We start from the raw sequence: 13,695 nt of genomic DNA, 5'->3' as shown, positions 1-13,695 counted from the left end.
GCGGCAGGCAAAACGGCGGGCCCCGCCGTTTTCTGCCTCCGGCCCGTGAGGAGCAACAACCATGCCCAACAGCAGCGAAACCGTCCTGGTCACCGGAGCCACCGGCCAGCAAGGCGGGGCAACGGCTCGCGCACTGCTGGCCGCCGAGGTGCCCGTACGCGCGCTCGTACGCGATCCGTACTCGAAGCCCGCCCGGGCGATCCAGGCGCTGGGCGCCGAACTGGTGCGGGCGGATCTTTCCGACCGGGCCTCCCTGGACGCGGCGGTCGAGGGGGTCCGCGCGGTGTTCTCGGTGCAGATGCCGCCCATGAGCGGCGCCGGCGTGGACTTCGCGAGCGAACTCGCCCAGGCCACCCACCTGATGGACGCGGCCAGGGCCGGGGGCGTACGGCAGTTCGTCCAGTCCTCGACCAGCGGAGTCGGTGAACACACCCGGGCCCCCGGCTGGGCCGAGGGCCGCTGGGCGGCAATGGCGGACTACTTCCACACCAAGCAGACGATCATGGACGCGGTACGTGGCGCGGGCTTTGCCCGCTGGACGGTGATCAAGCCCGCCTTCTTCATGGAGAACCTGCCCCTGCTGGCACCCAAGGGCCCCCGCGGCGGCCTCCTGACGGTACTGAAGCCGGACACCGAACTGGCCCTGGTGGCCAGGCGGGACATCGGCACGGCCGCGGCGCACGCCTTCCGTGACCCCGACCGGTTCCACCAGGTGGAGCTCGAACTGGCCGGAGACCTGCGCACGATGGAGCAGATCGCGGGGACCCTGTCCGCCGCCTGGGGCGTGCCCGTGACCGCGCCCTCCATGAACAGGGAAGAGGCCCTCGCCGCGGGCATGCCGGACTGGGGAGCGGGACACGAGTGGAACAACGCGGTCCTCCAGCCCGCCAGGCCCGAGTTCGCCCGGAAGCTGGGCATCCCGCTCACCACTTTCGCGCAGTGGGCGGACGAAGAGCTGACCCCGGTGTCGGGCTGACGGGCGTAGGGCGGCGCTGTGGCCCGTCACAGATCCAGCGACGCAGGCGCCCGTTGCACGACGGCGAGTTGGGCGGCGCTCGCACCGCCGACAAGGACGCTCGGCGGCATGTTCACCCGTCCTCGCTGAGGGTGATGGCGACGGCGGGGCAGACACTGGCCGATTCACGGACCGCTTCGTGCTGGTCGGCGGGGGGCGCGGCGTCAAGAAGGATGACGATGCCGTCGTCGTCGCGCTGGTCGAACACTTCCGGTGCGATCAGCACGCACTGGCCGGCGCCGCAGCACTTTTCCTCGTCCACGGTGATCTTCACGGGGGCTCCCTCGTCGTATCGGGTCGGTGTGGGTGGTGTTCGTCGATCGGGTCTGTCGCGGCTGGGCGTTCAGCGGCGGAGGACGGGCGCGGTGAGGAGGCCCACCAGCGCGTCCTCCAAGGCGTCGGCGGTGCGTTCCCAGGACATGTCGGGTTCGCGGGCGCCTTCGGCCAGGACGCGTTCCCGCTCCGCGCAGGTATGGGTGATCAGGTGGCGGGCCATCTCGCCGCGTTGGCGTCGCACGTCGTCGGGAACGGTGTCGCGCAGGCAGCGGCCGAGCCCCTGGAGGGTGCGGCGCAGGCCCTCGCGGGTGAGGGACTCGTCGGTGACCAGCACCCGCATCAGGGGGTCGGTCATCACCTGCACCGCGCATCTGGCCTGCCAGGAAGGCGCGCCCAGTGTGCTCAGATGCTCCGTGATCGGCCGCACCAGGCAGCGCACCCAGTCCCGTACGTCGTCGCTGTCCCCGACCGCTTCCACGTGCCGCCGGCGGACGGCGTCGACGAGCGTCCCGTGTCTGGTCATGATGGCGCGCACGAGGGCGGCCTTGCTGCCGAAGTGGTAGCTGACGGCGGTGTTGTTGCCCTGGCCTGCCGCCTCGCTGATCTGCCGGTTGGAGACGTCGGACAGGCCGTGTTCGGCGTAGAGCCGCTCCGCCGCGGCCATGATCGCGTCTCGGGTCCCCGCACCGCGGTCGGTACGGGGGCGGGTTCTGTTCACCATGTCACCCGCACCTCGGTCAGGGGGGAGGTCAGCATGCCCTCGTGGCGCCGCAGTTCCCGGGCGTCGGCGGCGAGCCGGAGGTCCGGCAGGCGGCGCAGCAGGACTCCGAGGACGGCTTGCAGCTCGGTGCGCGCCAGCGGCTGCCCCAGGCAGGAGTGCGCGCCCGCGCCGAAGGTGAGGTGCGGGTTGGGGCTGCGCCCCACGTCCATCGTCTCCGGGGCGCCCCAGGCGCGTTCGTCGCGGTTGGCGGCGGCCATGCTGCATACGACGGTCGTTCCGCGCGCCACTGTTCCGCCGGAGAGTTCGACGTCCTCGTGGGCGTAGCGCAGCATTCCGAAGCCGCTGCCGTTCGGGTCGAAGCGCAGCACCTCCTCGACCGCGGAGCGGATCAGCGCCGGGTTCTCGACCAGCCGCTGCCAGCGGGTGCGCTCGGACAGCAGGTGGGCCGCCATCATGGCGATGAACCCGGCCGTGGTCTCGTGCCCGGCCAGCAGGAGCGCCTGCCCGGTCGCGACCAGCCCGTCCTCCGACATCGGCTCGCCCTCGGTGTCCGCACCGTCCATCAGCCGGCTGAGCAGGTCCTCGCCGGGGGCTTCCCGCTTCGCCGCGATGAGCCCCGACATGTAGGAGGCGAAGTCGTGGTGCGCGGCGTCGGTCTCCTCCTTCGTGTACTTCGTCATGTTGAGGAAGGTGTCCGACCATGCCTTGAACAGGTCCGTGTCCTCCTCGGGGACTCCGAGCATGGTGCAGATGACGTAGACCGGCAGCGGGAAGGCCAGGTGGGCGACCAGGTCGGCCGGGGAGCCGTGTTCGACCATCGTGTCCACGAGACGGTCGGCGGCCTCCTCCATCCGCGGTTTGAGCGCGGCCATCCGCTTCGCGGTGAACCACTTGCCCACCATCCGGCGCCAGCGCTCATGCCCCTCGGCGTTCAGCGTCCTGGCCATCGGGCTGTTGAAGATGTCCTCGGCGTCGCCCGCCGCGATCCGCGCGGCGTCGGGCCGGGCCAGCCCCTCCCGCGTGAACCTGGGGTCCGACAGCACCAGCCGTACGTCCTCGTACCGGGTCAGCAGCACCGCCGCGTCCCCGCTCGGGAACGTCACCCCCGCGACCGGGCACTTCTGCCGCAGCTCCGCCCACTCCGCCGGCGGCTCCAGGACCGCCGGAGAGGAAATCGGGTAGTTCATCGGCTCCGTCTCGCGCATGTCGCTCACGCCTGCCTCCTTGAGGGTGCTACTCGGCGGTACCTGCGGGCCCAGTCAAACCCGGATCACCGATTAAATCAATCGACTGACTTAACCGCGCCGCGCCGAGGGACCGCCGAATCGTGGGCCGGGACCTCGGTCCTCGGTCCGCCGCCTCGGCACAGGGAGGCGGGTGCGGTGCCAGGGCGAGAGCTCGTCACACTGCCGCTTCGCTCCGTTCCTGCCGAGGGTCCGCCTCGTTGTCGTCGGCGGGGCGGCGCAGCGCGGGGATCGCGGCGGCGATCACCGCCGCGAGGAGGGCGACACCGCAGCCGATGAGCAGCCCTGCGCGGAACCCGCTCTGCGACGTGAAGGCCACCCCGTGACCGGTGGTGACCATGTTGGCGAGCACGGCGCCGATGACGGCGGACCCGATGGAGGTGCCGAGGGAGCGCATCAGTGTGTTGAAGCCGTTGGCCGCGGCGGTCTCGGAGAGCGGCACGGAGCTGAGGATGAGCGCCGGCATCGAGCCGTACGCGAGGGCGACACCGCTGTTGATCACGATGATGACGACGGCGATGCCCCAGGCCGAATGCATCAGCGCCATCGAGAGCCCGTAGCCGCAGGCGATCACCAGGACACCCGCGACCAGGGTGGACTTCGCGCCGACGGCGTTGATGAGCCTCCCGCCGAGAGGGGAGACCAGCATCATCATCAGCCCGCCCGGTGCCATCCAGAGGCCCGACTCCAGCAGCGTCTGGCCCAGACCGTAGCCGGTGGCCCTGGGCAGTTGGAGGAGCTGGGGCATGATCAACGAGTTGGCGTACATCGCGAAGCCGACGAAGACCGACGCGGTGTTGGTGATCAGGACCCTGGGGCGCGCGGTCGTGCGCAGGTCGATGAGCGGATCACGGGTGCGCAGTTCCCACCAGCCCCAGGCCGGCAGTACGACCACCGCCGCGGCGAACAGCCCCAGAACGGTCGCCGACGTCCACCCCCAGTCCGCTCCCTTCGAGACGGCCAGGAGGAGCGCCACCAGTCCCGCCGCGAGCCCGACCGTGCCGGGTATGTCGAAACGCTGTCCGCCGACGACGGCCGGCACGGCGGGGACCAGTCTCCACAGGAGCAGGGCGATTGCGAGGGCGAGCACGGCGGAGCCCCAGAACAGGTAGCGCCAGCTCACGTACTGGGCCACCGCGGCCGACAGGGGGAGGCCGAGGCTGGCCCCGATGCCCATGGAGGCGCTCACCAGCGAGATGGAGGGGCTGAGCCGTTCCTTGGGCACGACGTCGCGCAGCAGCGCGATGCCCAGCGGGAGTATGCCGGAGCCGAGGCCCTGGAGGCCGCGGCCGAGGATCATCGGGGCGATCGACGACGACAGCGCGCATACCACGGACCCGAGCAGCAGCGGGACGGTGCACACCAGCATCATGCGGCGCTTGCCCAGTTGGTCGCCGAGCCGGCCGGCCACCGGCACACTGACCGCGGACACCAGCAGGGTCACCGTGATGACCCAGGCGGAGTTCGAGGAGTCCGTGTGGAGCAGCCGCGGCAGTTCGGCGAGGAGCGGAGTGACCAGCGTCTGGTTGAGAGAGGCCACCGTGCCGGCGAAAGCCAGCGTGGCGACGACCGCGGTGGCCCTGCCGGTGGGGCTGGTTGTGGCTGACATGCTCACATCCTTCGGAGATCGGTGTGTACGGCCCCGCGCCCGCGCGCCCGCGGGTGAGTCTCGGGGCGGTGGGCGGTGGCGGCTTGTGCGTGGCGGGGCGCGGTGACCGGCGCCGCGTCGGCCGCGGGTGCGGCCCGGCCCCTCGGGCGGAGGCCGCGGCCCCGCCGGTACGGCCGGGCACGGTCGGGCGGCTGCCACGGCCTCCTTCGCGGGCGGGCCCGCCCGCGTTCACTCCCTCGTCGAACGCATCGACTTCGCCATGGAGGTGAGCGCCTCGGTCCTGGGCATCGACAGCAGGGCCTCGAACAGCCCCCGGTAGTGCGCACTCGGGATGTGCGTGGGTCCGCAGGACAGGTGCTCCAGCGCGGAGGAGGCGACATCGTCGGGGGACATCACATCGCGCAGGGTCGCCGGGTCGACCCCCTGGAGGCGCGGCGCCTCGGTGTCGGTGGCCCCCGGGCAGAGCGCCAGCACATCGACGCCCGCGGGCCCGAGTTCCGCCCACAGGGCCTCCCCCAGGGCGTTCACATAGCTCTTGGTGGCCGAGTAGACGGCCGAGTAGGGGCAGCCGATGAGGCCCTCCACGGAACTCGTGAGGATCACGCCGCCCCGCCCGCGCCGCTTCAGCAGCGGAGCGAGACCATGGGCCAGATGGGTGGGCGCCTGGCAGTTGACAGCAAGCATCGACGCGAGGACCCCGGGGTCCTCCTGCCCGAACTCGCCCTTCACACCGAACCCCGCGTTGCTCACCAGCAGACCGACGTCGAGGTGCGCCACCGCGTCCACGATCTCCCGGCCCGCGGTGGGCTCTGCGAGGTCCACCGACAGCACCGTCGCCTCGACCCGGTGGGCGCTCCTGATCGTGTCCGCGAGTTCCTCAAGCCGCTCACGGCGGCGTGCCACCAGCACCACGTCGAGTCCCCGTGCGGCCAGCAGGCGGGCGAAGGAGCGGCCGATGCCGGAGGACGCACCGGTGATCAGCACCACCGGGCCGTAGTGCCTTGCGAAGTCGTCCATCTCGCACACGTCTCTTTCCGGCCCGCGCGCCGGACCTCCGCGGTCGCGCACGGGCGTTGTCGTTTCACGCTATTCGGGTGCCGCCGTCGACGGACAGGACCTGTCCTGTGACGAAAGCGGCGGGTTCGGACGCGAGGTAGACCACGGCGGCCGCGACCTCCGCCGGCCGCGCGGTGGTGCGCCCGAGCAGGGTGCGACGGCCGAGGGAGCGCATCTCCTCGCCGCGCTCCCGCATCAGCCGGGAGAACAGCCCGTCCGGGTGCCACCGGCTGCCCGGGCTCACGTCCTGCGCCGGGTCGTCCGGCAGAGTGCCGTACGGCGCCACCGCGTTGACCGTGATGCCGTGGGCGCCCACCTCCTTCGCCAGGACCCTGGTGAAGGCGTGCACCGCTCCCTTCGCGGCCGAGTACACGGCCATCAGGGGGTCTCCGAGGAACCCGGCCGTGGAGCCGATGTTCACGATCCGGCCGCCGCCCCGGGCGATCATCCCCGGCAGGACGGCGTGCGTGCAGTTGAGCGTGGTGGTCAGGTTGAGGCCGATCTCGGCTTCCCACGCCGCCGGTTCGGAATCCACGAACGCGTCGAGACCGGTGTTGCCGCCGACGTTGTTCACCAGGACATCGACACCGCCGTGCCGGCCGGCCACGGCTTCCACCGCGGCGGCGACCTGGGCGCGATCGGTCGTGTCGGCCCGGTGCCAGGACGCGTCCACGGCGCCCGCTTCGACGAGGGCGTCCCGGGTCCTCTCACCGGCCTCCGCGTCCCGCCCCACGATCGCCACGCGTGCGCCCTCCGCGGCGAAGGCGAGCGCGATCGCGCGGCCGATGTTCGCGCTGCCTCCCGTGACCAGGGCCGTTCGGTTCTCAAGTCCGGTTCTCACGCTGTTCCCTTCGATCGTGTTCCCGGGGCCGCCGGGCCCCCGCGCTCAGGGGCGGGGCGTGTGCCTGAGAGGGGCGCCGCCGGAGCCCGTGGAGCGGATCGGGCAGCGGCGGCGTGCGGTCACCAGGTCACGGGGAGCTTGTGCAGTCCGTAGATCACCGCGTCGTACTTGAACTCCGCGTCGTCGAGCGGGACCGCCGCACGGAGCGTGGGGATGCGGCGGAACAGGGTCGGATAGATCACCTGCAGTTCGAGCCTGGCCAGGGGCTGCCCCACACAGTGGTGCGTGCCGCCGCCGAACGCCTGGTGCTGGCGTGCGTTGCGGGTGATGTCGAGCCGGTCGGGCTCGGCGAACACCGCGGGATCGCGGTTGGCCAGCTCCCCGAGCAGGATGACCCCGTCACCGGCAGGGATGGTCTGGCCTGCGATCCGGATGTCCTCCAGGGCCGTTCGGCGCCGGCCCAGGTGCACGATCGAGAGGTACCGCAGCAGTTCCTCCACCGCGTTCACGACGACCTTCGGGTCATCGGCCTCCCTGATCGCGGCAAGTTGGCCGGGATGCTGGAGAAGGGCCAGAGTGCCGAGGCTGATCATGTTGGCGGTCGTCTCGTGACCGCCGAGGAGCAGCAGTACGCCCATGGTGGCGGCCCCGTGGGCCGTCAGCTCACCCGCCTCGACCTGGGCGCCGAGCTTGGAGATCAGGTCGTCGGCCGGGTTCTCGATCTTGTGGGCGACCAGGTCGTCCAGATAGCCGGTGAGCGCCGCGTGCGCCGCGCCGCGCTCCGCGGCACTCGCGGTGGCGGAGACCAGCACCTTGCTGTTGGCCTGGAAGAACTGGTGGTCCGTGTAGGGCACTCCGAGCATGTCGGAGATCACCATGGAGGGCAGGGGCAGTGCCAGGGCCTGGACGAGGTCGGCCGGTTTGGGGCCCGCCAGCATGCGGTCGATGAAGTCGTCCGTGATGCGCTGGACCGCCGGGCGCATCGCCTCGACCCGTTTGATGGTGAACGTTCCGCTGATCATGCGGCGCAGCCGGGCGTGCTCCGGGTCGTCCATGCCGACGAAGCTCAGGTCGGGGGCCTTGCCGTGACTGTGCGCGGGGTCGATGGGGCTGGGGAAGTTGGGTGCGGCGAAGTCGACGCTGAGGCGCGGGTCGGAGAGCAGTTCCTTCTGCTCCGCGTGGCCCGTCACGGCCCAGGGGGTCGAGCCGCCCCACGAGCGCACCCGGGTGACGGGGCCGTGCTCGGTGAGCGCCCGCAGCTCCGGTGACGGCGCGAAGGGGCACGCCGGTGACCGGGGGGCGGGGAAGGCCGGAATGTTCTCGTCGGTACTGCTCTGGACGGTCATCGCTCAACTCCTTTGTCTGGGGGCTCGGCCGGGCATCGTGCGGCCGACTCGGGTGTGCGGCGGGCCTGCCCGGGGTGCGCCGCACGGCCGGGGAGCCGGTGGCCGGGCGGGATGCCGGGGCCCGCGTTCTACGGGACGGGCTGCGGGGGCCGCGCGTACCGGTCGACGACGTGTGCGCGGTGCAGCCTGGTCTGCTTGGGCATGTTCCAGCCGATCACGCGCTCGGGTCCGAGGGAGCCGTCGTGGCGGACCACGAAGCGCCCTGCGGCCGGGTCGCCCTCGACGACCTCGGCTCCGGCGTCCTGCGAGGCGATCCCGTACACCTGCAACTTCACGTCGAACTGGTCGGTCCAGAAGTACGGCACGGGCATGTAGGGCCTGCCCTCGCCGAGGATGTCGGAGGCGACGGCGAGCGCCTGCTCCGAGGCGTTGGTCCTGTTCTCCAGGCGCACGAGGCGTCCCAGTCCTTCGTGGTGCCAGCGGGCCACGTCCCCCACGGCCCAGACGCCGGGAGCGGCGCGGCAGCGGGCGTCGCACACGACTCCGTCGTTCAGGTCGATACCGCTGTTCTCCAGCCACGCGGTGGCCGGTGTGCAGCCGACGGCGGTGACCACGACGTCCGCGTCGAGTTCCGTGCCGTCGCTGAGCCGGAGCCCGCTCACCCGTCCGCCGTCCGTGTGCAGGGCGTCGAGCAGCACCCCGCCGTGCAGTGCGACACCGTGGCGGCGGTGGAGGTCGGCGAGGTGCCCGGCGACCAGGGGGCCGAGTTGGTCCGTCATCGGGGCGGGCTGCGGGCCGACCAGGGCCACGTCGAGACCCATCCGCCGGGCGGTGGCCGCGGCTTCCGCACCCAACACGCCGTCACCGACGACCACGACACGGCGGGCGGCCGACAGGCCGGAGCGCAGCGCTACGGCGTCACCGAGGTCCCTGACCACATGGGTGCCCTCGACCCCCCGCTGCGCGGGCAGCGTCCGGGCGGTGACCCCGGTCGCCACCACGACCGCGTCGGCGGTCAGCGTGCGTCCGGCGGTCGTCGTGACCTCGCGCCTGCCGGCGTCGAACCCGATGGCGGGGTCACCGAGCACGAGTTCCGCGCCGAGGGCCGCGAGCGCCTCGCCCGAGCGCAGCCTCGCACGCTCGGGCTCCCAGGCCCCGCTCAGCACCTGCTTGGACAACGGAGGTCTGTCATAGGGGAGTTCGTCCTCCGCACCGAGCAGGGTGAGGGCTCCCTCGTAGCCCTTGCGGCGCAGCGACTCGGCTGTCGCGAGTCCCCCGGCACACGCCCCGACGATCAGTACGCTGCCCACCGGGCTCATGCGCTCTCCTTCGTACTCGGTGGTGGATGGGTCGCGGCCCGCCGCCGCGGCTTCCCGACCGCGGGGAAGTCCGCCGAAGGCCGCGCCGTACGACGGCCCGGGGGCCGAAGGGACCAGGGTGTCGCGGGTACCGGCACACGCTCGACGGAGCCCTGCCGCCGCCCCGAAGGCCGTGCACCTCCACATGACAGGCTTCCGCGGCGGACGACCGGCCGACGGAAGTAAGTCAAGCGACTGATTTAAATCGTAGTGCCAGACGAGCCCCGCCCGCAATGTGCGCCCGCCACGTCGGGAGCGGCCGCCTGAGCATGCCGGCGGACCCGGACCGCACCGGAGCGGACCGCGCCGGGCGGCCGCCCGGCGCGCGAACTGCCCGGCACCTGCCCTCCGGAGGCCCGCGCAGCCCGCGCCTCGCGGCGCCGGCCGAGGGCTGTGCGGGCCGGTGCCGGGCGGGCCGACAGGTCCACGGGCCCGAGGGGCCTGCCGGACCGGCAGGCGACAACGGACCGCAAGGGCCCGCGGGACCAGCCGGAACGGACGGCAAGAACGGGAAGGACGGCGCCACCGGCCCGGCCGGGCAGCCCTGCCCGACGGCTACTCGGCCCGCCTGAGGGCCGCGCTTACCACCGCCGGAATCACCGTCCACAAGAAGATCCGCATCGGGAAGGAAGAGGACCTGTCCGGGTCAGGCGGGAGGACGTCGAAGCGCTCCTCCCCCCCCCTGCGCGGCAGGCCCCTTCCGAAAACCGTGTGGACGCAGGTCAGGACCCCTCAGAAGGGGCTCGTGGACCAGCCGTGGACCAGGCCGTAGACGCCGCGTAGACCCCTTCTGGAGACCAGATGCGACACCACATCCATGCCCTCGTCCAGGCACTGCTCGGCTACGACCAACCCGTCCTGAACTACTGCGCCCGGTGAGCCGGCCGCTACCCGCCCAACCACTTCCCCTGCGACTGACCTTCTCGTAGGAGGCCAGGCGCTCGCGCGCCCCGCACCCGTCTCACCGATACGGCTGCGGGGCGCAGCCACGCCCGGCATCATGCCGACATGGCGGAACACCACTGGATCATCACGCTGCAATGGCACGACCCCGCGGACAAGCACACCCAGACCCTCGACGGCGTCAGCGACCTCGGCAGCAGCGCCACCCCGCAGGATCTCTACCGCCACGTGTACCGGTGGTCCACCAACCATCTCAAGATCGACCGCTACGACCCGGCCGTGCTCATGCACAAGGCCCTGCCCAACGAGCTCTGATCGCCACGTCAGCACTGCGGGGCAGTCCCCTCGTTCTGGGGAAGATCCTCGACGTTGCGGTGCCGGAGGCGCTCTCGCTCGTTGGCCCTTCAACAGCGAGGCGAGGGAACGAGGCATCATGGGCCAGAACGCTGATGAGACAAGTCGGTCAGACGGGATGCTTGGGCTGTTGGCCTCCGAGCTCAACGCTCTGACCTCAGCAAACTTTGAGGCGCTTAGAGCTTTCCGCCGAGATGAAGGCGAACCCGGTTACCAGGTAGCGAAGTTGCTCAGGGCCCTCAACTCGCTGGAGATGAACGTTCTCAACCTGCGGCAGGTACTCATCGCGTACCTGCTGGAGAACGAGGTGTCGGAAGCGAGCGTAAGCCTGTGGTCAAAAGAGCCTGCAGACCAACTCGGCGCCGCAGTAACAGACTGGGTGCGAGGCCTTCTTGCGGGGGCCCAAGGAGAAGCGATCAGCGAGCTCAACACCGACTATGCCGAGGGGCATCGCCATGGAGCCGCGAGCGCTGAACATGCCAAGTATTACCTGAACTACGTGAAGCGGGCGTCAGAACTACTCGCCCTGATTGAACTCTGGGAATGCGACGCTGCACACGAATCCTGGCTTCCAGAGCGCATCCGCAAGGCGATTGAGCATGGTTGGTACGTCCAGCCCAAGCGTGGGTCGGCAACGCAAAACGCAGAGACGTCAGAAGGTCGTACCGACAACCCACCTGCGACAGCGGCGTGACCTGATGTGGCTATTCTGACTGTGTGCCCGTGTACGCCGCCCCAGGTCGCATGACCGCCCAGCAGGCTGCCGATACCCTCGGCATCAGCCCCGCCGGCGTCCGCGAGCTCGTCCAGCGCGGCCAGCTCCAGCGAGCCGGCGGAACCGCTCGCTACCCGCAGTACGACACCACCGACGTCCTCCGCCTCACCCGGCAACGCCGCACCATCGAACGCCCCTTGACTCGCGGGTCAGCGCCGTGTCACGACCGCGGTGCAGAGCTATGCCCGCAGGCGGGCTGATCACTTCACCGTCAAGGCCCCGACCAACGAACCGGTCGGGGTCTTCGGCGTGTCACGGATCAGCCACATGTCGCAGCAGCGTCCGGGACGCCCGCGATGATGGCTGGCACATATCAGCGATCCCGTGGGGGGACCAATGCCTACCCGAAGCGCAGCCGCAGCCGTCCTACTCGCCGCAGCCGCCTTCACCGCCGGTTGCAGCAGCAACAGCGGCAGCACCGCGAAGCCCAGCCCGCCGGCCACCTCGGCACAGCCCAGCAGCACCGCACCCGCCGTGGACCCGGCTGCCGCCCGCAAGGCCTGCGTCGACGCCGTCTCAGCCATCCCCGCCGACGGCAACGGCCAGGTACCGTCCGAGCCCGTACCCGCCGCTTGCAAGAGCCTCAGCGACAGCGACTACCTCGACGCGTACACGGACGGCATCGCGAAGTCCAACGAGGCCGGCCGTGAACGCCTCGATCACGCCACCTGGGACGCGGCGTGGGACTCCCTCGGCAGGGACACGCAGGCCGACCTGTGCACCGCGTTCCAGACTGGCCTCAAGGCCACCGGCGGCCTCGCGCACGACGAGGCCCAGTACTTCCGGGACAACAAGTGCTGATCTGACCGCAGGAAGGCGCCCGTGCCCGGCAACCCGCGCAACGGGCGCCCCTACCGCCGCCTCACCATCGCACAGCGCGGCCTCGGCCTGCCCTGCTGGATCTGTGGCCGAGCCATCCCATACGGCATCACCAGCCTGGCAGCACAGCGCTCACCGTGGGCATTCACCCTCGACCACGCCATCCCCATCGCGTGCGGTGGCAGCCTCCTCGACCCGTACAACGCCCGCAGCGCGCACCGGCAGTGCAACAGCGCCGCAGCAACCGCAGCACCGGCACAGCCAGCACAGGCGCGCCACAACGCCGTTCGCGAAAGTGGTGACCGGGGGGTGCTCTTCGTCGGCACCGGGCCCCCAGCCTCCGGAAAATCAAGCTGGGTAGGGGCTCACGCGAAAGCCCGGGACGTGGTCATCGACCTCGACCGCATCGCTCTCGCCCTCGGTACGAGCGCGCGTGAGGCTGCCCGCCCGCCGGACGGCGGAACCGGCGAGCGGGCCTGGCCGACGGTGAAACCACCTCGGGCTCGTCACACCCGCCGGCCGGAGCACCAGCCCCGGGCGGACGGCACCCGGAGGGGGCTGGGCTCGCTGCCGACTACGAGGTCGGGGCAGGCCAGGAGCACCCCGTACCCGGCGATATCGATGGGCCGCCGGCCGACAACTGAGGCCCTCGCCCCAGCTCCGCGGAGAGTCCCGGCCGCCGTAGTGGCGGCGGGGACTCTTTCGTGTCTGCGTCGCTGCGCTTACGAACCATGATCTCTTGCAGTTCGGCCGAGCGACGGCCGAGCATACGATCTTGAACGACCTTCACATCCGGGAGCTCCATCACCCGAACGCAGGTCCCAAGGTTTTTCCAAATGCGTGTTCGAGTGGGGCAGGTGGGACTCGAACCTAAAAGGGTGACGCCTTTCACCTGCAACTATGCCGAAACAACGGACAAAGCAGCCCGTTTCCGTCGGGCTCCATCCTCCTCGATCCGGCTCGAACGGAGATCGGTTAGGCGTTCGCCACACCACTTCGTCCCCGGCTCACGGACTCACTGAGACTCTCCCGTGAAGCTGAGGGAGCTCTCGCCTCTTCAGTATCTCCGAGCAAGCCCGGGTTCGATGGGCAGCCCCGTCTCTGCAGCTCGACCCACCGCACCAGTCACACTCTGTGTCGTAGCGCCTCGCGGCCAACGCGGATCACGCGGCCATACATGCGGTGCAGGCAGGCAGCGAGTTTCGGACACGCGCGGGGACGACCGCCACCCGATAGGCCCGCAGGAACGTCGACGTCAGGGACCACCCCGCGCGCGCGGGGGGGGGGGGGGGGGGGGGGGGGGGGGGGGGGGGGGGGCGGTCCGGGTGCGGTCACGGGTGACGGTCCTGAGCTGCGCATACACCTCAATCCCCAAGAG

General features: G+C 70.9%; 12 protein-coding genes. 4 read left to right on the top strand and 8 right to left on the bottom strand.

Annotated elements, in window-relative coordinates:
• Positions 1-61 precede the first annotated feature (61 nt).
• Complete coding sequence (locus LCE31_RS01585) at positions 62-976, top strand: NmrA/HSCARG family protein (RefSeq protein WP_225012097.1); 915 nt, start codon at positions 62-64, stop codon at positions 974-976.
• Positions 977-1,088: 112 nt separating this feature from the next.
• Here the strand turns inward: LCE31_RS01585 and LCE31_RS01580 are convergent, their stop codons facing one another.
• From LCE31_RS01580 to LCE31_RS01545, 8 genes are all read right to left on the bottom strand, one after another.
• Positions 1,089-1,289 carry a ferredoxin gene (locus tag LCE31_RS01580; protein WP_225012096.1) on the bottom strand — a complete coding sequence of 67 codons (201 nt, stop codon included), beginning with the start codon at positions 1,287-1,289 and terminating at the stop codon, positions 1,089-1,091.
• A gap of 69 nt (positions 1,290-1,358) precedes the next feature.
• Positions 1,359-2,012: a TetR/AcrR family transcriptional regulator gene (locus tag LCE31_RS01575; protein WP_225012095.1), complete on the bottom strand. Its 654-nt coding sequence runs from the start codon at positions 2,010-2,012 to the stop codon at positions 1,359-1,361.
• The gene (locus tag LCE31_RS01570; protein ID WP_263631288.1) at positions 2,006-3,217 is read right to left on the bottom strand and encodes a cytochrome P450; all 1,212 of its coding nucleotides are present in this window, start codon (positions 3,215-3,217) and stop codon (positions 2,006-2,008) included. The genes LCE31_RS01575 and LCE31_RS01570 overlap by 7 nt, the downstream gene beginning before the upstream one ends.
• Before the next feature lie 196 nt (positions 3,218-3,413).
• Positions 3,414-4,865 carry an MFS transporter gene (locus tag LCE31_RS01565; protein WP_225012093.1) on the bottom strand — a complete coding sequence of 484 codons (1,452 nt, stop codon included), beginning with the start codon at positions 4,863-4,865 and terminating at the stop codon, positions 3,414-3,416.
• Between the two features lie 228 nt (positions 4,866-5,093).
• Entirely contained in the window at positions 5,094-5,882 is a 789-nt protein-coding gene (locus tag LCE31_RS01560; RefSeq protein WP_225012092.1) for an SDR family NAD(P)-dependent oxidoreductase, read from the bottom strand.
• A gap of 64 nt (positions 5,883-5,946) precedes the next feature.
• Positions 5,947-6,762 carry an SDR family NAD(P)-dependent oxidoreductase gene (locus tag LCE31_RS01555; RefSeq protein WP_225012091.1) on the bottom strand — a complete coding sequence of 272 codons (816 nt, stop codon included), beginning with the start codon at positions 6,760-6,762 and terminating at the stop codon, positions 5,947-5,949.
• A 119-nt stretch (positions 6,763-6,881) separates the two neighbouring features.
• Positions 6,882-8,108, bottom strand: coding sequence for a cytochrome P450 (locus tag LCE31_RS01550; protein WP_225012090.1), 1,227 nt, complete (start codon positions 8,106-8,108; stop codon positions 6,882-6,884).
• A gap of 128 nt (positions 8,109-8,236) precedes the next feature.
• Positions 8,237-9,427: an NAD(P)/FAD-dependent oxidoreductase gene (locus LCE31_RS01545; protein WP_225012089.1), complete on the bottom strand. Its 1,191-nt coding sequence runs from the start codon at positions 9,425-9,427 to the stop codon at positions 8,237-8,239.
• Between the two features lie 1,047 nt (positions 9,428-10,474).
• Here LCE31_RS01545 and LCE31_RS01540 point away from each other — a divergent pair.
• The 3 genes from LCE31_RS01540 (at position 10,475) to LCE31_RS01525 (ending at position 12,299) form a co-directional block, all read left to right on the top strand.
• The gene (locus tag LCE31_RS01540; protein ID WP_225012088.1) at positions 10,475-10,684 is read left to right on the top strand and encodes a hypothetical protein; all 210 of its coding nucleotides are present in this window, start codon (positions 10,475-10,477) and stop codon (positions 10,682-10,684) included.
• Positions 10,685-10,802: 118 nt separating this feature from the next.
• Positions 10,803-11,417, top strand: a complete 615-nt coding sequence (locus LCE31_RS01535) for a hypothetical protein (RefSeq protein WP_225012087.1) — start codon at positions 10,803-10,805, stop codon at positions 11,415-11,417.
• 417 nt (positions 11,418-11,834) lie between these two features.
• Positions 11,835-12,299, top strand: a complete 465-nt coding sequence (locus LCE31_RS01525; protein WP_225012085.1) for a hypothetical protein — start codon at positions 11,835-11,837, stop codon at positions 12,297-12,299.
• Positions 12,300-13,695: the final 1,396 nt, after the last annotated feature.

The organism is Streptomyces sp. 8L, assembly GCF_020176795.1.
Classification (GTDB): Bacteria; Actinomycetota; Actinomycetes; order Streptomycetales; family Streptomycetaceae; genus Streptomyces.
The sequence above is the reverse complement of the archived record's forward strand: the minus strand, read 5'-3'. Positions and strand labels throughout refer to the sequence as shown.